The organism is Leisingera caerulea DSM 24564 (assembly GCF_000473325.1).
Lineage (GTDB): Bacteria > Pseudomonadota > Alphaproteobacteria > Rhodobacterales > Rhodobacteraceae > Leisingera > Leisingera caerulea.
On the sequence record NZ_KI421513.1, the window covers coordinates 1,329,278 to 1,349,031 of the forward strand.

The window sequence follows — 19,754 nt, forward strand, 5'->3', positions numbered from 1 at the left end:
GAGAGAAAGGCCATCCCATGGACACGATCTTTGCGCTGGCCTCCGCCCAAGGGAAGGCCGGGGTCGCGGTTATCCGCGTCTCCGGTCCGCTTGCATTAGATGCCGGCGCGCAGCTTTGCGGCGGCGCCTTACCGGGGCGGGGAACCAGCCTGAGAATCCTGAAAGACGAATCAGGAGAGCGGCTGGACGAGGCACTGGTTCTGAGCTTCACCGCTCCGAACAGCTTTACTGGTGAAAATACTGTTGAATTTCAGACGCATGGCAGTACCGCGGTGATCTCCGCAGTGCTTGAAACACTGCGTCGAATAGATGGCCTGCGAATGGCTGAACCCGGAGAGTTTACACGCCGGGCGCTGGAGAATGGCAATCTGGACCTGGCACAGGTCGAGGGTCTTGCAGATCTGATTGATGCCGAAACCGAAGCGCAGCGCAAGCAGGCGCAAGTCATCCTTGCCGGCGGGCTGGGGCAATTGGCAGAAACCTGGCGGACCAAGCTGATCCGCGCGGCTTCCCTGATAGAAGTGACCATCGACTTTGCCGACGAGGAAGTACCAGTAGACGTCACACCTGAGGTTTCGTCGCTGCTGTCGGATGTTCAGGCCGGCCTCGAGCAAGAGACAGCGGGCGTTAAGATTGCCGAACGGATCCGCAGCGGGTTTGAAGTGGCAATTGTGGGTGCACCGAATGTTGGCAAGTCCACGCTGTTGAATGCGCTTGCCGGCCGGGAAGCTGCGATCACGTCCGAATACGCCGGCACCACCCGCGATATCATCGAAGTCCGCATGGACCTTGCCGGCTTGCCTGTCACGCTTCTCGACACCGCCGGTTTGCGCGATACTGATGATCACGTCGAGGGAATCGGTATCGCCTTAGCGCGTAAACGGGCCGAAGATGCGGACCTGCGCGTCTTCCTCGCGGAAGAGGATGATGTTTTGGATGTTGAGATGCAGCAGGGCGATATCCGGCTGCTCCCGAAGGCGGACCTGCGCGACGACGTCGGTAATGCCATTTCCGGCCGGTCGGGGCAGGGGATCGACAGGCTTGTCGAGCATGTTTCAAAGATTCTGCAGCAGCGCTCGGCTCAGGCCGGTATCGCAACCCGCGCGCGGCACCGAGATGCAATGGTCTCAGCGCTGGCCAGTCTAGGGGATGCACAACAAATCCTGCAGCGCGGCCCGGAATTCTATGATATAGCCGCCGAGGAAATGCGCTCGGCCATCCGAGCACTGGAAATGCTGGTTGGGCGGATCGGAGTAGAAAATCTCTTGGATGAGATCTTTTCTAGTTTCTGCCTTGGTAAATGAAGGAGTGTTTCACGTGAAACATTCGGCTTATGACGTGATTGTAGTGGGTGGCGGCCACGCCGGCACCGAGGCTGCCCATGCCGCGGCCAGGATGGGGGTCCGCACCGCTTTGGTGACGCTGGATCGCAATGGTATTGGTGTCATGTCCTGCAACCCGGCTATTGGCGGGCTTGGCAAGGGTCATCTCGTCCGGGAAATCGACGCGCTCGATGGAGTTATGGGCCGCGCCGCTGATCTAGCCGGCATACAGTTTCGCTTGCTGAACCGACGAAAGGGTCCCGCAGTGCAAGGACCCCGGGCGCAATCGGACAGGGCGATCTACCGGCGCGAAATTCTCCGGATGACAGAAAACCAGGAGAACCTAGACATCCTCGAAGGCGAGGTTACGGACTTTCTTATGAACGGTCAGGCCGTCGCCGGCGTGATCCTAGCAGATGGCAGTGTAATCCCGAGCACGTCAGTTATTCTTACGTCAGGAACTTTCCTGCGCGGGGTCATTCATATTGGCGACGTTTCTAAGCCTGGCGGACGTATGGGCGATAAGCCCTCCATCAAACTTGCGGAAAGGTTGGACAGCTTCAACCTGCCGCTCGGCCGTTTGAAGACCGGCACGCCGCCGCGGCTGGATGGGCGGACTATCAATTGGGAAATACTTGATGAGCAGCCGGGGGACGATGATCCTGTCTTCTTCTCCTTCCTGACAAGATCAGTGAGCGCAAAGCAGGTATCATGCGGTATCACCCACACAAACGCCCGCACCCATGAGATCATCCAGAAAAACCTGGAGCGGTCAGCGATGTATGGCGGCCACATCGAAGGCGTTGGGCCGCGTTACTGCCCTTCGATTGAAGACAAGATCGTCCGATTTGCCGAGAAAGACTCGCATCAGATCTTCTTAGAGCCCGAGGGCGCATCAGATCACACCGTTTACCCCAACGGCATATCCACCAGTCTGCCGCAGGATGTGCAGGAAGCCTATGTGCGTTCGATCCGCGGGCTGGAGCAGGCTGTCATACTGCAGCCCGGTTATGCCATTGAATATGACTATGTCGATCCTCGCTCCTTGACGCTGGAACTGAGGCTCAAGGACGTTCCCGGACTGTATCTTGCCGGACAGATCAACGGCACCACGGGCTATGAAGAGGCAGCAGCCCAGGGAATGGTTGCCGGCCTTAACGCAGCGCGTGAATGCTTGGGGGAGGGACCTGTGAGCTTCAGCCGGTCCAACAGCTATATTGGGGTTATGATCGACGACCTCACTACAAATGGTGTTGCGGAACCTTACCGGATGTTTACCTCCCGGGCGGAGTTCAGGTTGTCTTTGCGTGCCGATAATGCGGACCAGCGGTTGACACCTCTAGCTATTGAAATCGGCTGCGCCGGCGAAGGTCGACGGTCTGCGTTTCTGGAGAAAAGCAACCGCCTCCAGCAAGCCCGCTCTGTTTTGGAAACACAGAGCTTTACCCCGAAACAGGTCGCAGCGGCAGGAATCCGGGTGAATCAGGATGGAAACCGTCGGACAGGGTTGGATATTCTTGCGTTCCCAGACGTGGTATTCGAGGATGTCGTGCCCCTGATGCCCGAGCTGTCCGGAGTAGATGAAGGTATCCGCCGTCAGGTTGAGCGCGACGCGCTTTATGCCAACTATATTGCGCGTCAAGAGCGGGAAATCTCTGCGATGAAGCGGGATGAGGGCTATGTTATCCCCGAGAGCTTCTCCTATGAAGGTATTGAGGGGCTATCGAAAGAGCTGCAGCAGAAACTTACTCGCGCTCGGCCTGAAACTTTGGCACAAGCAGCGCGAATTGACGGGATGACGCCGGCGGCACTGGCATTGCTTCTTGCCCGGCTGAGGCGGGATCGGACACAGCAGGGCAAAACTGCATGAATGAAAAGAGTATTCTGGAAGGGCTCAATGTTTCACGTGAAACACTGCAGCGGCTGGAGCGCTTTGAGCAGGTCATTCTGAAGTGGAACCCCAAGATTAACTTGGTGTCCAGATCAAGCTTGAAGCAGATTTGGACGCGGCATATCGCGGATTCTGTCCAGGTGTTCCGCTGCGCTGAACGCCCCGATCATTGGGTTGATATCGGGAGCGGCGGGGGATTTCCCGGTTTGATTGTCGCGATCGTCGCGGTCGAAGAAGCCCCGGACATGAAGGTCACGTTAGTTGAAAGTGACCAGCGCAAATCGGCATTCTTGCGCACCGCCGCGCGGGAGTGCGGTGCTAGGGTTACGGTGGTTTCCAAACGCATTGAGGAAGCGGATCCTCAAAATGCGGGAGTTCTTTCGGCACGGGCACTCGCGGATTTGTCGCTTCTGCTGGAGTTCGCCGAGCGGCATCTAGGCGCCGGCGGGACAGCGCTGTTCCCGAAGGGGGAAAGCTGGAAAAAAGAAGTGGATAACGCGCGGCAGCGATGGCAGTTCGAGGCAGAACCGGTTAAAAGTCTGACAGAACCAGAAGCAGTAATCCTGAAGATAAGGGGAGTGGCACGTGTCTGATTATTCCCGCCCGGAGGGGCCTCGTATTATCGCGGTCGCAAATCAAAAAGGCGGGGTAGGGAAGACAACAACAGCCATAAACCTCGCTGCCGCTCTGGTGGAATGCGGGTTGCGGGTCTTAGTTGTTGATCTGGACCCGCAGGGCAATGCTTCGACAGGTCTGGGAATTGAACCGTCGGACCGGGACCTGACGACTTACGACCTTTTGGTCGAAGATGCCTCCCTCGTAGATGTCATTCGCCAGACCGAAATCGAAGATCTGTGCATTATCCCCGCTACGGTGGATCTCAGCTCCGCAGACATCGAACTTTTCACAAACGAAAAGCGCAGCTTCCTGCTGCATGATGCGCTGCGCCAGACGGCCATGGATGACTATGATTGGGACTATGTTCTTATTGATTGTCCGCCGTCTTTGAACCTTCTGACCGTGAACGCGATGGTGGCGGCACATTCAGTGCTTGTCCCGCTTCAAAGTGAGTTTTTTGCGTTGGAGGGCGTGACGCAGTTGATGCTGACCATCCGCGAAGTGCGCCAGTCTGCAAACCCGAACTTGCGGATCGAAGGAATCGTTTTGACGATGTTCGATCGGCGCAACAACCTGTCTCAGCAGGTGGAGCAGGATGCCCGCGATAATCTGGGGGATTTGGTGTTCCAGACCAAGATACCCCGGAATGTCCGGGTGAGCGAAGCACCCTCATATGCACTGCCCGTGCTGAACTATGACACCAATTCTCTGGGAGCGCAGGCCTATCGCGCCCTGGCGGAAGAACTCCTAAATAAACATCACAAGATAGCGGCCTGAATGCAGAATAAGAACCGGAGGCAACCATGGCAGACAAAAAGACGAAACCGCGCGGGCTTGGCCGGGGACTGTCGGCGTTGATGGCTGATGTGAACCCTGCACCGGTGAGCACACAGTCAGAGGCCCCGCGGAATGCAGAAGTGCTGGTGCCGATCGAGAAGATCGTTGCCAACCCGAACCAGCCCCGCCGTCAATTTCTGCAGGAGGACTTGGATGACCTGACTGCGTCGATCAAGGAGAAAGGCGTCCTGCAACCCTTGATCGTGCGTCCCAAGGCGGGAGGCGCCTACGAGATTGTTGCCGGTGAGCGCCGGTGGCGTGCATCGCAGGCGGCACAGCTCCACGAAGTGCCGGTCCTGATCCGGGAATACTCTGACCAGGAGATGATGGAAGTCGCCATCATCGAAAACATCCAGCGGTCTGATCTGAACGCAATGGAAGAAGCGCAGAGCTATAAGCAGCTCATGGAGAAATTCGGCCATACTCAGGAAAAGATGGCGGAGGCGCTTGGCAAAAGCCGAAGCCACATTGCCAATTTGGTACGCCTCCTGCATTTGCCGGAGGATGTGCAGATCCTGGTGCAGGAGCGCAAGCTCTCAGCCGGACATGCCCGGGCCCTGATTACCTCGGACAACGCGTCTGATCTGGCCCGGAAAATTGTAAAGGGCGGGCTGTCGGTCCGGGCAACTGAGTCCTTGGTAAAAAAGGATGCAGCGGGTATTCGTACGGCGTCGGCTAAGAAACCCAAGGCTGCTTCTGAGAAAGATGCGGACACCCGCGCCCTCGAAGGGGATCTGTCCGCGATGCTGAAGATGAAGGTGTCAATCAATCACAAGCCTGGTAGCGAGGCCGGTTCCGTAACGATCAGTTATGAGAATTTGGATCAGCTGGACGAGCTGTGCAATATGCTCAGCCGTTAGGGCGGGTCCAGATAAACGTCAGGACAGCTGTGAGAACCAATGCCTGGATGCCCAGCACTTGACAGGGCACGCCAAGCAGAAGGGATAACCCAAAGACGGCGGCAATCGAAACGGTTGCCGCCTTTTTTGCGCCTGGCCGAATGGCCCCGCGTTCCCGCCAATCCAGGATCATCGGGCCAAACACGTTATGGGCAACGATCCAGTTGTGCAGCCGGTCGGAGGAATTGGCAAAGAAGAATGCGGCGAGCAGGAGGAACGGTACGGTTGGCAAAAGAGGCAGTACAATCCCAATTGCCGCCAAGGCCACGCAGCACAGTCCCAAGCCGGCATAAAGGAAACGCATTGCCTCAATCCATCAACAGGTCGCGGAGCACCGCATTCAAAACTGCGCGCCCTTTGTGGGTCGTGCGAAGTCTCTGCTCAGAGATAGTCACCATACCCAAGTCCGCAAGATCTGCGAGCTTGCTTTTGCGGATGGGGCGGCCAGAAAGCTGGGCATAGCGTACCATATCCAGACCCTCTGTAAGCCTCATCCCCATCATAAGGTATTCAGCCGCAGCATCTTCCCGGGAAAGGAGTTCACGCAGGGATTCTCCATTTCCCTTGTTGACTGCCTCTATCCAGGCGCCGGGGGCGAGGTGGGTTTCGGTGGCGAAGCGGGCGCCGTTCAGGGTCAGGCGGCCATGGGCGCCGGGGCCGATACCAGCATAGTCTCCGTAGCGCCAGTAGATCAAATTGTGCCGCGACTCTGCCCCGGGCTTAGCGTGGTTGGAGACCTCATAACCGGCCATGCCATGAGCCGAGGTAATCTCCTGGGTGGCCAAGTACATATCCGCAGCGGTATCATCTTCCGGCAGGCCGCGCAGTTTTCCCCGGGCGTAACGGTCACCGAAGGCAGTGCCGTCTTCTATGGTGAGCTGGTAGAGCGAGACGTGGTCGATGGCCATAGAGAGCGCCTCATTCAGCTCCGCCTTCCAAGCCTCAAGGGTCTGACCTTGACGCGCGTAGATCAGATCGAAGCTGACCCGGTCAAAGCAATTGCGGGCGATGTCGAAGGCCGCCTTGGCTTCAGCGACACTGTGGATTCGGCCGAGCCGGCGCAGGTCCTCGTCGTTCAGAGCCTGAATACCCATGGAGACTCTGTTGACGCCGGCGTCCCGGTAACCGGCAAAGCGGCCGGCCTCGACGGAACCTGGATTTGCTTCCAGAGAAATCTCCATGTCATTGGCAAAAAGCCAGATTTCACGTGCCCGTTCTATAACGGCGGCAACGGTTTCCGGATGCATCAAGGAGGGAGTTCCACCGCCGAAGAAGATCGTGTTGAGCACGCGGCCGGAGAGCTGTTCTGAGAGCCTGTCAAGCTCAGCCAAGTAGGTTCTAACCCATAGCTTCTGGTCTATTTTTGCGGAGACGTGACTGTTGAAGTCGCAATAGGGGCATTTGGCCTGGCAAAAAGGCCAGTGCACGTAGAGGCCAAAGCCCCCATTGCGCCAGTCATCCACTGAAACAGCCTTGCACGAAGTGTGCCAACGCCTTGCCGCGGTGGCTGATCTTGTTTTTCTCCGCCGGGTCCATCTCGGCGCAGGTGATTTTATAGCCGTCGGGCTGGAACATCGGGTCATAACCAAAACCATGCTCGCCGCGGATCGGCCAGACCAACTGGCCCGGCATCACGCCTTCAAACACCTCGTCATGGCCGTCGGGCCAGGCGACGACCAAGGTGCAGCGGAATTGGGCAGTGCGGGGCGCGTTCGCCCCGGCCGCAGTCAGCTCGTCATTGGCGCGGGTCATCGCCATCTTGAAGTCCCGGCCGTTCGGGGTCTCGGCCCAGTCGGCGGTATAGACACCAGGGGCGCCGTTCAGCGCGTCGATGGTGATGCCGGAGTCATCGGAGAGGGCAGGGAGACCGGTGGCCTTGGCGGCGGCATGGGCCTTGATCCGGGCATTGCCAACAAAGGTGTCTTCGGTCTCTTCCGGTTCCGGCAGGTGCATCTCGCCGGCGCCGATCACAGTCACGCCATAGGGGGCGAGGATTTCGGCAATCTCGTTCAGCTTGCCCTGGTTGTGGGTGGCGACAAGCAGCTTGCCGCCTTCCAGTTTGCGGGTCATTTGGACGCGGCCTTCTGCATCTCTGCAAGTTCGACAGTGCCTTTGACGGCCAGGTCCATGAGCTGGTCCATTTGATCGCGGGAGAAGACGGAGCCTTCAGCAGACATCTGCACTTCGATCAGCTTGCCGGATCCGGTCATGATGAAGTTGCCATCGACGCCAGCTTCGGAATCTTCGGGGTAATCCAAATCGAGGATAGGCTGACCGGCGTAGATGCCGCAGGAAACGGCAGAGACCGGGTCCACCAGCGGGTCGATCTGAACGTCGCCGGCTTTCATCAGCTTGTTGACCGCGAGGCGCAGCGCAACCCAGCCGCCGGTGATTGAGGCGCAGCGGGTGCCGCCATCGGCCTGCAGCACGTCGCAGTCGACGGTGATCTGCCGTTCTCCCAAAGCAACGCGGTCTACGCCTGCGCGCAGCGCGCGGCCGATCAGGCGCTGGATTTCCACGGTGCGGCCGCCTTGCTTGCCCGAGGAGGCTTCGCGGCGCATCCGGGTGTTGGTGGCTCGCGGCAGCATGCCGTATTCGGCGGTGACCCAGCCCAGACCAGTGCCCTTGATAAATGGCGGCACGCGGTCTTCGATAGTGGCGGTGCACAGGACATGAGTGTCGCCCACCTTGATCAGGCAGGAGCCCTCGGCGTGTTTGGTAAAGCCGGTCTCGATCGAGACGGGGCGCATTTCATTCAGTTCTCGTCCTGAGGGTCGCATGGCACATCCTTTGTTAGCTGGCTTGGGGATATCCCCCGGATGCGGGGCTATGCAAGCCCGATTGACCTTTTGACGCGCTGCTCTTTAATGACATCCGGGTAACGGGTTCCTATGTTTAAACCGTAAGAAATACTGGATGAACGATGAGCAATCCGAACAACATTCTGGAGGACTTGAACGACCGCTCCCGGGAGGTGTTCCGGGCGGTGGTCGAAAGCTATCTGGAAAGCGGCGGTCCAGTGGGCAGCCGCACGCTGACACGCTCGCTGAGCGAAAAGGTCAGCGCTGCAACGGTCCGTAACGTGATGCAAGACCTGGAGTTTCTGGGACTGCTGGATAGTCCGCATGTCAGCGCCGGGCGGGTGCCGACACAGCTGGGGTTGCGGATGTTTGTCGACGGTCTGCTGGAGGTTGGCGATCTCAATATTGAGGACCGGGAGAAGATCGACGCGACGCTGGGCCGCAATGCCGGCGATGTGGGCGGAATGCTGGACCGCGTCGGGGCGGCGCTGTCAGGGGTGACGCAGGGCGCGTCGCTGGTGCTGACACCCAAGCATGAAGCCGAGATCCGGCATATCGAGTTCGTCTCGCTGGCGCATGACCGGGCACTCGTGGTGCTGGTGTTCTCGGACGGGCATGTGGAAAACCGGCTGTTCACCCCGCCGCCGGGGCAAACCCCCAGCTCAATGCGGGAGGCGGCGAATTTCCTGAATGCTCTGATCGAGGGCAAGACCTTGAGCGAAGTGCAGCGGCAGATCCAAAAGGAGATCACGGCGCGGCGTCAGGAAATCGACAGCCTGGCACACGCGATGATTGAAAGCGGCCTGGCGGTTTGGGAGGATGACGGCAGCGAGCAGGCCCGGTTGATCGTGCGCGGCCGGGCGAATCTGCTGGCGGAGCCGGGTGCCGCGGAGGAGCTGGAGCGGATCCGAACCCTGTTCGACGACTTGGAGCGCAAGCGTGATATTGCCGAATTTCTGGAACTGACGGAAGACGGCGAAGGTGTGCGGATTTTTATCGGTTCCGAGAACAAACTTTTTTCACTTTCGGGTTCCTCTTTGGTGGTGTCTCCCTATATGAACGCGGATCGGAAGATAATCGGCGCGGTGGGGGTGATCGGCCCGACGCGCCTGAACTACGGACGGATCGTGCCGATTGTGGACTATACGGCACAACTGGTCGGCAAGCTTTTGTCGGACCGGAGTTAGAGGTGAAATATGGCAGAGCTCAAGAACGAAGACTTCCTGGATGACATCGCCGATGCCGAAGCTGAAGAGCTTGCGGCGCAGACCGAAGAAATTGACGACGATGCGCTGGAGATCGACGCGCTGCGGGCCGAGCGGGACGAGTTGAAGGACCGGTTCATGCGGGCGCTGGCGGATGCGGAAAACGCCCGCAAGCGCGGCGACAAGGCCCGCCGCGAAGCAGAGAACTATGGCGGATCGAAGCTGGCCCGCGACATGCTGCCGGTCTACGACAACATGAAACGCGCAATCGAAGCAGCAACTGACGAGCAGCGCGAAGTGTCTGCCGCACTGATCGAAGGTGTTGAACTGACCATGCGCTCGCTGCTGGGTGTTTTCGAGAAGCACGGCATTCGGGTTATTTCGCCTGAGGTTGGCGACAAGTTCGACCCGCAGGTGCATGAAGCGATGTTTGAGGCGCCTGTGCCGGGCACCAAGGCGGGCGACATCATCCAGGTGTCGGCAGAAGGCTTCATGCTGCACGACCGTCTGCTGCGTGCGGCGCAGGTTGGCGTTTCGTCTACTCCTGCCAGCTGATGAACAGGCCCGTGCGGGCCTGTGCCTCCGGCGGGAGTATTTCCGGAAAGATGAAAGAGCGGTCCCGATTGGGGCCGCTTTTGTTTTTTCAGTTAGCTGCTTCTTTCAGTTTGTAGAGCATTTCCAGGGCTTCCCGCGGAGACAGGTCGTCCGGGTGGATATTTGCGAGCATTTCTTCGGCAGGCGAAGGACCAGCCGCCGCCTTGGGCTGTGGCGGCGAGGCAGCCGCAAAAAGGGGCAGATCGTCGATCTGTATCTTTGACCCGCCCTCGCGGCTGCCTTGCTCCAGCATGTCGAGAACATCGCGGGCACGGGCGACAACGGACGCGGGGAGGCCAGCAAGCTGAGCGACCTGCACACCATAGGAACGGTCGGCAGCGCCCTTGCGCACCTCGTGCAGAAAGATCACTTCACCCTCCCACTCCTTCACCGCGACGGTGGCGTTATCTACACCTTCGAGTTTGGAGGCGAGCTGGGTCAATTCGTGGTAATGGGTGGCAAACAGCGCCCGGGAGCGGTTCACCTCATGCAGATGTTCCAGCGTGGCCCATGCAATGGACAGGCCGTCATAGGTGGCGGTGCCGCGGCCGATTTCGTCGAGAATGACCAGCGCGCGGTCGTCTGCCTGGTTCAGGATGGCGGCGGTTTCGACCATTTCCACCATGAAGGTAGACCGGCCGCGCGCTAGGTCATCCGAAGCGCCGACGCGGCTGAACAGCTGGCTGACGACGCCGATATGGGCGCTTTCCGCGGGCACGTAGCTGCCCATCTGGGCGAGCAGGGCAATCAGTGCGTTCTGGCGCAGAAAGGTCGATTTACCGGCCATGTTAGGACCGGTCAGCAGCCAGACAGCCGCACCGTCCTGAGCAGTGAGGTCACAGTCGTTGGCCACAAATGTCTCGCCGCCCTGCTGGCGAAGGGCTTGTTCCACCACCGGGTGGCGGCCGCCTTGCACGTGAAACGCGCGGCTGTTGTCGACCTTGGGGCGGGTCCAATTCTCGCCGCGGGCCAAATCAGCCAGGGCTGTCAGCAAATCCAGTTCCGCCAGTCCGCGGGCAGCGGTGTTAAGGCGCGCCGCAGCGTCCAGAATGGCACCGGATAGCCTTGCATAGAGCTGCTTTTCGATCTCCAGCGCCCGATTTCCAGCATTGAGGATCCGGGTTTCGATTTCGCTTAGCTCCACCGTGGTAAACCGCACCTGGTTGGCAGTGGTCTGCCGGTGGATGTAAGTTTCGTTCAGCGGCGGCGACATCATCTTGTCCGCATGCGTTGCGGTAGTTTCGATGAAATAGCCCAGCACGTTGTTGTGCTTGATCTTCAGCGAAGAAACGCCGGTGTGCTCCGCGTATTTCGTTTGCATGGCGGCGATGACCGAGCGGCCCTCATCCCGCAGCGTTCGGGCCTCGTCCAATTCCGGGTCATAGCCTGATGCGATGAAGCCGCCGTCGCGGGCCAGCAGCGGGGGCTCGGCAACAAGGGCTGCGTCAAGCAGCGAGAGCAGGCCGTCGAACCCTTGCAGATCCGCAATTGCATTGGCCATCAGCGCGGGCAGTTCCCTGCCGCCGCAGAGTTCCGCAATCACCTCTGCTTGGGACAGACCGTTGCGGATGGCCGCCAGGTCGCGCGGGCCGCCGCGCTCCAACGCAAGGCGGGAAAGCGCCCGGTCAAGGTCCGGCGTCTTGCGCAGGGCGGCGCGCAGGTCCTCGGCGGTCCGGGTGTTCTCAACCGCGAAATCCAGGGCTGCGAGGCGCTGATGGATGGTGTCCAGATTGCGTGACGGGCTGGACAGGCGCTGTTCCAGCAGCCGGGCGCCTCCGGGTGTCACTGTCCGGTCAATTACTGCCAGCAAAGAGCCTGCGCGGCCGCCGGACAGGGACCGGGTCAACTCCAGATTGCGGCGGGTGGCGGCGTCAATCTGCACAACGCGGTCCTGGGCTTCCTGCTGAGGCGGCTGCAGCAGCGGCAGCTTGCCCTTTTGGGTGATCTCCAGATAGTCGATCAGCGCGCCCATGGCGGAGACTTCGGCGCGGGTGAAGGTACCAAAGCCGTCCAGCGCGCTGACATTAAACAGGGTACAGATACGTTTCTCAGCTGCCGTGCTGTCAAAGCTCGCCTTGCCCAGCGGGGTCAGCGGGATCTTGTATTCATCGGCCAGCGGGCGGGCGGCGTCATAGGCCGGACCATCTGCGACAATCAATTCTGACGGCGCCAGACGGGCCAGTTCCGGCGACAGCCGTACACGCGCGACCGGCATCACGTGAAACGCGCCGGTGGAGATATCGGCCCAGGCCAGCGCGGCCTCATCCCGCAGTTCGGAATAGGACACCAGGAAGTTGTGGCGCCGCGCCTCCAGCAGAGAATCCTCAGTCAGGGTGCCCGGGGTGACCAGCCGCACCACATCGCGTTTCACGACGGATTTGGAACCGCGCTTTTTGGCTTCGGCCGGGCTTTCCAGCTGCTCGCCCACTGCAACACGGAAGCCCTTGCGGATCAGCGTCAGCAAATAGCCCTCGGCAGCTTGAACCGGCACGCCGCACATCGGAATGTCGTCGCCGTTGTGCTTGCCGCGTTTAGTCAACGCGATATCCAGGGCCTCTGCCGCGTTTACGGCGTCCTCAAAGAACATCTCGTAGAAGTCGCCCATCCGGTAAAAGAGCAGCGCGTCAGGATGCGCGGCTTTGATCTCCAGATACTGCGCCATCATGGGCGTTACGGTCATGAAAAGTCCCCCGGGTCGTCGTTGCCAGACATCTACAATGGGGGCGGTCTGAGGAAAACCCGGATGTGGCTGCCGCCGGTGACGCCGGCGGCAGCCTGCTGTCAGTAGAGATTGCGCAGGGTGTCGGGCATCGTGTTCACGATGGAGAGCGACAGGGTGCTGAGCTGCTGCTGCGCCTGCAGCGCCAGCAGCTTGGTCGCGGCTTCTTCCATGTTGGTGTCGATCATCGAGCTGACACCCCGGGTGAGCGCGTCCGACTGCTTGCTCACATAGTCACCCTGGCCTGCAAGCTGATTGGCGCTGGATCCCAGAGTTGCCGAACCTTCGATAGCATAGGCAAGAAAGCCTTCGATTTCTCCCAAGGCGGTCAGGGCACTGGCGCTGTCAGTGATTGCAGTCCGGCTGCCAAGGTCAAACTGCGGGCTGCCTTCAAAATCCACGCCATCCACACTGAGGGTGCTCAGGTTGCCGTTGCCGGATACCGCAGAGGGCACTGTCAGCGCGGTGCCGCCTGCGCCGTCGACATCGGTTTTCAGGAGGTTTACCCCGTTGAATTCTGACGACGAGATGATCGAATTGATCTGCTCGGTCTTCTTCGCCATGGCGGCCTCATACTTGCTGAAGTCGCCCATGCCGCTTGCCGCCATGACAGCCAGTGACCGCATCTCGGTAAGAGTTTCGGTAATCTGTTCGGCCCCGGCGGAGGCAACCGCCACCGTGGCCTCTCCCAGCGACAAAGAGTCCGAGACCGAGCGAAAGCCGGAGATATCAGAATTCATCAGTTCAGAGATCGCCCAGAGCGCCGCATTGTCTTGTGCGGAATTAATGGTTTTCCCAGTGGAGATGCTGTCTTGCGTGTGATCGAGCTGAGAATTGACTCCGCCCAATGTCTGCAAGGCCACCATTGCACCGGAATTGTTGTGGAAGCTTATCATTCCTCACTTTTCCTTTGATCCTATGCCCTTATACGGGCGGACAAACGCCATTCTGACCGTTGCTTACAGGCCTCTGACTTCCCGGCCTCAGCGCCACCTGGGAGGCAGGTGCGCGTTAATACCTATTAAGAAAATACAGCATTCCGCGGTCTGCTTTGAGGCGAAAACCTGACGGAATTTATCGTCTTTTAGCCGCTTTTTTCTAAAATCTGGCGATACAGATTCTTGAAACCGCGGATTGAGGGGCGCCGTGGGCTGGGCTAAGACGGTCCGCGACGAGGAGAGGACACGAGATTAAATGCCCAAGAACAAGATCACCGATGAAGAAGCCCTGGCGTTCCACCTGGAGCCTTCTCCGGGCAAATGGGAGATCAATGCCACCGTCCCGATGACCACGCAGCGGGACCTGTCGCTGGCATATTCTCCGGGCGTTGCGGTGCCTTGCGAGGCGATCGCGGAAAACCCCGAAACCGTCTATGACTACACCAACAAGGGCAACCTGGTGGCGGTGATCTCCAACGGCACCGCTGTTTTGGGGCTGGGCAATCTGGGCGCGCTGGGGTCCAAGCCGGTGATGGAAGGTAAGTCGGTCCTCTTCAAGCGCTTTGCCGATGTGAACTCGATCGATATCGAGCTGGACACCGAAGATCCGGACAAGTTCATCGAAGCGGTCAAGCTGATGGGGCCGACCTTCGGCGGCATCAACCTGGAAGACATCAAAGCGCCCGAATGCTTCATCATTGAGCAGAAGCTCAAGGAAGAGATGGACATCCCTGTTTTCCATGACGACCAGCACGGCACCGCGGTGATTTGCGCGGCCGGCCTGATTAATGCCCTGCACCTGTCGGGCAAGAAGATCGAAGACGTGAAAATCGTCCTCAACGGTGCCGGCGCTGCGGGCATTGCCTGCATCGAGCTGCTCAAAGCCATGGGGGCACGGCATGAAAATTGCATCGCCTGCGACACCAAGGGTGTGATCTATCAGGGCCGCACAGAGGGCATGAACCAGTGGAAATCGGCCCATGCGATCCAGACCGATCTGCGCACCCTGGAAGAGGCGATGCGCGGGGCTGACGTGTTCCTGGGGGTCTCGGTCAAAGGCGCGGTGACCCAGGAGATGGTGGCCTCGATGGCCGACAACCCGGTTATCTTCGCGATGGCCAACCCGGATCCGGAAATTACCCCGGAAGAGGCGCATGAAGTGCGTGTGGATGCCATTGTTGCCACCGGCCGCTCAGACTATCCGAACCAGGTCAACAACGTGCTGGGCTTTCCCTATCTGTTCCGCGGCGCGCTGGACATCCATGCCCGCGCCATCAACGACGAGATGAAGATCGCCTGCGCCCATGCGCTGGCTGCGCTCGCACGTGAGGACGTGCCGGATGAGGTGGCGCTGGCCTATGGCAAATCGCTGTCCTTTGGCCGCGACTACATCATCCCGACGCCGTTCGACCCGCGCTTGATCCACCGGATTCCGCCGGCCGTTGCCAAGGCCGGCATGGACACAGGTGCGGCGCGGCGCCCGATCGTGGACATGGACGCCTACGAGGTCGGCCTGAAATCGCGGATGGACCCGACAGCGTCGATCCTGCGCGGGTTGAACGCGCGCGCCCGTTCCGCCCAGTCGCGGATGATCTTTGCCGAAGGCGACGACCCCCGTGCGCTGCGCGCCGCGGTGATGTATCAGCGCTCCGGCTTCGGCAAGGCGCTGGTTGTGGGCCGGCAGGATGATGTGCGGGTCAAGCTGGAAAAGGCTGGGCTCGGCGATGCAGTGCGCGAATTGGAAATCGTGAATGCCGCCAACACGCCGCATTTCGAGATGTACAAGGACTTCCTGTACAACCGCCTGCAGCGCAAGGGTTTCGACCGCAAGGACATTCATCGCCTGGTGGGCCGGGACCGGCATGTGTTTTCCAGCCTGATGCTGGCGCATGGCCACGGCGACGGATTGGTGACCGGCGCAACCCGCAAGTCCGCGCATGTTCTGGACCGGATCAACCATGTATTTGATGCTGATGCCGATCACGGAGTGGCCGGTGTCACCGCGCTGCTGCACAAGGGCCGGATCGTGCTGATCGGCGACACGCTGGTGCATGAATGGCCGGACCAGAACCACCTAGCCAACATTGCTGAGCGGGCTGCTGTCGTTGCGCGCCACATGGGTCTGGAGCCGCGTGTCGCCTTTGTCAGCTTTTCAACCTTTGGCTATCCGGTGTCTGAGCGGGCGGAGAAGATGCATGTCGCCCCTACCGTTCTGGACCAGCGCGGCGTCGACTTCGAATACGAAGGCGAGATGACTGTGGATGTCGCCCTGAACGAGCGCGCCCAGCGGTATTACCCGTTCCAGCGCCTGACCGGCCCCGCCAACATTCTGATCGTGCCGGCCCGCCACTCGGCCTCGATCTCGGTCAAGCTGATGCAGGAAATGGGCGGCGCCACGGTGATCGGCCCGATCCTGTCGGGCATCGACAAGCCGATCCAGATCTGTTCGACAACCTCCACCACCAATGACATCCTGAACATGGCGGTGCTGGCGGCCTGCAACATCGGGTGATTTGATATGGCGATCTGGAACCTCGGTTCAATCAACGCGGATATGGTCTATTCCATGCCGCATCTGCCGGCGGCGGGGGAAACCCTGGCCGCCCTGCGGCTTGACCGGTTTCTCGGCGGCAAGGGCGCCAATATGTCCGTCGCCGCCACCCGGGCGGGCAGTGAGGTGCACCACATTGGCGCGGTCGGCCCAGACGGGGTCTGGGCAATTGAGCGGCTGAAGGCCTACGGTGCCGGCACGGACCACGTTTCCCAGGTGGCAACGCCGACCGGTCATGCCATCATCGCGGTGGAGCCTGAGGGGGAAAACCAGATCATTCTATTCCCCGGCGCTAACCGTGTGCTGAACAGCGTGCAGCTGGAGCAGGCGCTGGCCCAGGCAAGCGTCGGCGACATTCTGGTGATGCAGAACGAAACCAACCTGCAGGCAGAGGCGGCGCAGTTGGGCCGGCGGATGGGTCTGCGGGTATGTTATGCCGCGGCCCCGTTTGATGCGGACGCCGTGCAGGCGGTGCTGCCGTATCTGGATTTCCTGATCCTGAATGAGGTGGAGGCCCAGCAGCTGCAGCAGGACACCGGTAAGACGCCGGGTGAACTCGGCGTCAAGGACGTGATCATTACCCTTGGCTCCAAAGGCGCCCGTCACATCGACGGTGAAACCGGCGCCGTTCTGGACGTGCCCGCGCTGCCGGTCATGGCGGTCGATACGACCGGGGCCGGCGACACCTTCACCGGCTACGTCCTGTCGGGTTTGGACCAGGGGCTGGCGATGGCAGAGGCGATGGCTCAGGCCAGCCGTGCCGCGGCACTGATGGTTACCCGCCATGGCACTGCGGATGTGATCCCTGAGCTGGCAGAAGTTCGAGCCGCCCGTTTCTGATACGGGTGGCCCGCTTCTGTCTGGGCGCAACAAATTTTCGGGAAATGGCTGTCAGGCCAAGGAGGCAGGCTCTGCCTCAATACCCCTTGGCAAAAGGCGCCGCGTCGCCCCATAGTTTCGCCACCCTTGCGTCCCGGCCGCAGGCCTGGCGGTAACGCTTATAGGCCGCCGCCTGCCGCTTGGGACCAAAACGGGTGAAAACCAGGCTGTTCCCCTTGTAATAGTCCTGGTGATAATCTTCGGCCTTGTAAAAGGTCTTCGCCGGCAGAACAGGCGTCACGATTTTTTGCCCCAAGGCCTGCTGTGCTTCGGCTTTTACCCTGTCAGCCAAAGCTGTTTCCGCCTTGTTAGAGACAAAAACAGCTGTACGGTAGCTCTCGCCGCGGTCGCAGAACTGGCCGCCTGCATCGGTTGGGTCGACCGAGCGGAAGAACATCTCCAGAAGCCGCTGCCGGGACACTTTTGCCGGGTCAAAAATGATCTGCACCGCCTCGTAGTGGCCGCTGCCGCCGCGGGTCACGTCCTTGTAGGTCGGGTTCACTACCTTGCCTCCAGTGTAGCCTGAAACCGCTTCGATCACCCCAGGCACGCTTTCGAAATCGCTTTCCACACACCAGAAGCAGCCGCCAGCCACTGTAAGGACTTCAGTAGACTGAGCCTGCAGCGGATTAGTTTGCGCCGCGGTGCCGATGGCGATCAAACCCGCCAGAGCCAAAGGTTTAAGTCTCTCCAGAACACGCATCTCCGCCTCCATCCTGCTTCGATGCCACCCTGCCGGCAGTTGCCGCGCCTCTCAACCCGGCATGGGCAGTTCTCACAAACAGGTGACAGCAAGTTACCGCTTGGAAATTGGATCCAATCTTATTAACGTGCCGCCAGCAGGAGGATTCCATGACAAAAAAGATGAGCACCCACCAAGCCGAAGAAGATCAGCGCAATGAGGAGATCCTGATCTATCTGAACGGCGAAATCGTTCCCAAGGCCGAAGCCAAGGTGAGCGTCTATGACAGCGGCTTCATGCTGGGCGATGGTGTCTGGGAAGGGCTGCGGCTGTACAACGGCACCTGGGCCTTCATGGATGAGCATCTGGACCGGCTGTTCGAGGCTGCAAAGGCCATCGACCTGGACATCGGTATGGACCGGGAAGATGTCAAAGGTGCCTTGTTAGAGACACAAAAAGCCAATGGCATGACGACAGACGCCCATGCCCGGCTGATGCTCACACGGGGGGTGAAGACCCGGCCCTTCCAGCACCCCTCCCTGTCGCAGCAGGGGCCGACCATGACTATAATCATGGAACACTCGCGCCCGAACCTGCCGCGCCCGATCAAGCTGGCTACGGTACCGCATATCCGCGGCCTGCCGATGACCCAGGACCCCAAGCTGAACTCTCATTCCAAGCTGAACTGCATTCTCGCCTGTATTGCGGCGGAAAAAGCCGGTGCGGATGAGGCGCTGATGCTGGACGTGAATGGCTTTGTAAACACCACCAACGCCTGCAACTTCTTCATCGTGCGCAAGGGCGAGGTTTGGACCTCCACCGGGGATTATTGCATGAACGGCATCACCCGGCAGAAGGTGATAGACCTATGCCGGGACAACGGCATCCCGGTGTTTGAGCGTAACTACTCGCTTGTAGACACCTACGGCGCAGATGAAGCCTTTCTCACCGGCACCTTCGGCGCCCAGACCCCGGTGGGAGAGATCGACGGGCGGCAGATCGGCAGCGGTCAAATGGGTCCCGTAACCGAACGTATCCGGGGCCTCTACAAGCAACTGATTGAAAAGGAGTGCGCGTGATGCGGGTTGCTATGTGGTCAGGACCGCGGAACCTGTCGACCGCGATGATGTATGCCTTTGGCAACCGCGGCGATTGCGCCGTGGTGGACGAACCATTCTATGCCGCCTATCTGGCGATGACCGGGCTCGGCCATCCGATGCGAAGCGAGATTCTGGACAGCCAGCCGCAGAATCCTGAGGCGGTGGCGGAGGCGCTGCTTGGACCGGTGCCTGGGGCAAAGCCTCACTATTATCAAAAGCACATGACCCAGCACATGATTCCGGGCGTGCCGCGGGACTGGATGCGGGAGGCTGTCAACGTCTTTCTGATCCGCCATCCGGCGCGGGTGATTGCCTCTTATGCGGCAAAACGGGAAAACCCCACACTGGAGGATATCGGCTTCCGCCAGCAAGCAGAACTGTTTGAGCTGGTGCGCGGCTGGGGGCAGACGCCGGTGGTGGTGGACAGCCACGATATCCGTGCCAACCCGGCTGCCAAGCTGGAGCAGCTTTGCGAAGCAATCGGCATCCCCTATTCCCCGAAGATGCTGAGCTGGCCCAAAGGCGGGCACAAGGATGACGGCGTCTGGGCTGAGCATTGGTATGGCGCGGTCTGGAACTCCACCGGGTTTGCCGGCGCCGAGGGGCCGTTGCCGCAGGTGCCGGACGCGCTGCAGCCCGTGCTGCGGGCGGCAATGCCCTATTACAAGCAGATGAAAGCCGTGAAGATCTGACGCGCGCAGGGGGCTTTGCCCCCTCG

18 protein-coding genes are annotated in these 19,754 nt (G+C 60.0%); 11 read left to right on the forward strand and 7 right to left on the reverse strand.

The genetic code is table 11. The annotated features are described in order from the left end of the window. The first annotated feature begins 17 nt into the window (after positions 1-17). From mnmE to CAER_RS0113900, 5 genes are read left to right on the forward strand one after another with little or no spacing between them, the layout of a single operon-like run. Complete coding sequence (gene mnmE, locus CAER_RS0113880; RefSeq protein WP_027235921.1) at positions 18-1,304, forward strand: tRNA uridine-5-carboxymethylaminomethyl(34) synthesis GTPase MnmE; 1,287 nt, start codon at positions 18-20, stop codon at positions 1,302-1,304. Positions 1,305-1,317: 13 nt separating this feature from the next. Then, on the forward strand, positions 1,318-3,192 hold the full coding sequence (gene mnmG / locus CAER_RS0113885) for a tRNA uridine-5-carboxymethylaminomethyl(34) synthesis enzyme MnmG (RefSeq protein ID WP_027235922.1): 1,875 nt from the start codon (positions 1,318-1,320) through the stop codon (positions 3,190-3,192). Next, positions 3,189-3,806, forward strand: coding sequence for a 16S rRNA (guanine(527)-N(7))-methyltransferase RsmG (gene rsmG, locus CAER_RS0113890; RefSeq protein WP_027235923.1), 618 nt, complete (start codon positions 3,189-3,191; stop codon positions 3,804-3,806). The genes mnmG and rsmG overlap by 4 nt, the downstream gene beginning before the upstream one ends. Then, entirely contained in the window at positions 3,799-4,608 is an 810-nt protein-coding gene (locus tag CAER_RS0113895; protein ID WP_027235924.1) for a ParA family protein, read from the forward strand. The genes rsmG and CAER_RS0113895 overlap by 8 nt, the downstream gene beginning before the upstream one ends. 26 nt (positions 4,609-4,634) lie before the next feature. Then, positions 4,635-5,528, forward strand: coding sequence for a ParB/RepB/Spo0J family partition protein (locus CAER_RS0113900; RefSeq protein ID WP_027235925.1), 894 nt, complete (start codon positions 4,635-4,637; stop codon positions 5,526-5,528). Here the strand turns inward: CAER_RS0113900 and CAER_RS0113905 are convergent. Genes CAER_RS0113905 through rph form a run of 4 tightly spaced genes read right to left on the reverse strand, consistent with a single transcriptional unit; the run spans position 5,518 to position 8,347 of the window. Beyond that, on the reverse strand, positions 5,518-5,871 hold the full coding sequence (locus CAER_RS0113905; RefSeq protein WP_027235926.1) for a YbaN family protein: 354 nt from the start codon (positions 5,869-5,871) through the stop codon (positions 5,518-5,520). The genes CAER_RS0113900 and CAER_RS0113905 overlap by 11 nt on opposite strands. A gap of 4 nt (positions 5,872-5,875) precedes the next feature. Further along, the gene (gene hemW / locus CAER_RS0113910) at positions 5,876-7,030 is read right to left on the reverse strand and encodes a radical SAM family heme chaperone HemW (protein ID WP_027235927.1); all 1,155 of its coding nucleotides are present in this window, start codon (positions 7,028-7,030) and stop codon (positions 5,876-5,878) included. Beyond that, positions 7,023-7,637, reverse strand: a complete 615-nt coding sequence (gene rdgB, locus CAER_RS0113915) for an RdgB/HAM1 family non-canonical purine NTP pyrophosphatase (RefSeq protein WP_027235928.1) — start codon at positions 7,635-7,637, stop codon at positions 7,023-7,025. Before rdgB ends, hemW begins: the two co-directional genes overlap by 8 nt. Continuing rightward, positions 7,634-8,347 (reverse strand): ribonuclease PH, encoded by a 714-nt coding sequence (gene rph / locus CAER_RS0113920; RefSeq protein WP_027235929.1) that lies wholly within the window; start codon positions 8,345-8,347, stop codon positions 7,634-7,636. The genes rdgB and rph overlap by 4 nt, the downstream gene beginning before the upstream one ends. A 143-nt stretch (positions 8,348-8,490) precedes the next feature. On the opposite strand from rph, the gene hrcA reads away from it, so the two are divergent. After that, positions 8,491-9,555, forward strand: a complete 1,065-nt coding sequence (gene hrcA, locus CAER_RS0113925; RefSeq protein WP_027235930.1) for a heat-inducible transcriptional repressor HrcA — start codon at positions 8,491-8,493, stop codon at positions 9,553-9,555. A 9-nt stretch (positions 9,556-9,564) separates the two neighbouring features. Then, positions 9,565-10,128, forward strand: a complete 564-nt coding sequence (locus CAER_RS0113930) for a nucleotide exchange factor GrpE (RefSeq protein ID WP_027235931.1) — start codon at positions 9,565-9,567, stop codon at positions 10,126-10,128. An 88-nt stretch (positions 10,129-10,216) separates the two neighbouring features. Here the strand turns inward: CAER_RS0113930 and mutS are convergent, their stop codons facing one another. Together mutS and CAER_RS0113940 are read right to left on the reverse strand one after the other, a co-directional pair. Continuing rightward, positions 10,217-12,847: a DNA mismatch repair protein MutS gene (gene mutS / locus CAER_RS0113935; RefSeq protein ID WP_027235932.1), complete on the reverse strand. Its 2,631-nt coding sequence runs from the start codon at positions 12,845-12,847 to the stop codon at positions 10,217-10,219. 101 nt (positions 12,848-12,948) lie between these two features. Continuing rightward, positions 12,949-13,782: a flagellin gene (locus tag CAER_RS0113940; protein WP_027235933.1), complete on the reverse strand. Its 834-nt coding sequence runs from the start codon at positions 13,780-13,782 to the stop codon at positions 12,949-12,951. Between the two features lie 298 nt (positions 13,783-14,080). On the opposite strand from CAER_RS0113940, the gene CAER_RS0113945 reads away from it, so the two are divergent. Together CAER_RS0113945 and CAER_RS0113950 are read left to right on the forward strand one after the other, a co-directional pair. Next, positions 14,081-16,336, forward strand: coding sequence for an NADP-dependent malic enzyme (locus CAER_RS0113945; protein WP_027235934.1), 2,256 nt, complete (start codon positions 14,081-14,083; stop codon positions 16,334-16,336). A gap of 6 nt (positions 16,337-16,342) precedes the next feature. Continuing rightward, positions 16,343-17,215 (forward strand): ribokinase, encoded by an 873-nt coding sequence (locus CAER_RS0113950; protein WP_027235935.1) that lies wholly within the window; start codon positions 16,343-16,345, stop codon positions 17,213-17,215. Between the two features lie 76 nt (positions 17,216-17,291). On the opposite strand, the gene msrA is transcribed toward CAER_RS0113950, so the two are convergent. Then, positions 17,292-17,957 carry a peptide-methionine (S)-S-oxide reductase MsrA gene (gene msrA, locus CAER_RS0113955; protein WP_027235936.1) on the reverse strand — a complete coding sequence of 222 codons (666 nt, stop codon included), beginning with the start codon at positions 17,955-17,957 and terminating at the stop codon, positions 17,292-17,294. A 149-nt stretch (positions 17,958-18,106) separates the two neighbouring features. Between msrA and CAER_RS0113960 the strand changes: the two genes are divergently transcribed. Continuing rightward, positions 18,107-19,015, forward strand: a complete 909-nt coding sequence (locus tag CAER_RS0113960) for a D-amino acid aminotransferase (RefSeq protein WP_027235937.1) — start codon at positions 18,107-18,109, stop codon at positions 19,013-19,015. Beyond that, the gene (locus CAER_RS0113965; protein WP_027235938.1) at positions 19,015-19,728 is read left to right on the forward strand and encodes a sulfotransferase-like domain-containing protein; all 714 of its coding nucleotides are present in this window, start codon (positions 19,015-19,017) and stop codon (positions 19,726-19,728) included. The genes CAER_RS0113960 and CAER_RS0113965 overlap by 1 nt, the downstream gene beginning before the upstream one ends. The last annotated feature ends 26 nt before the right edge of the window (positions 19,729-19,754 follow it).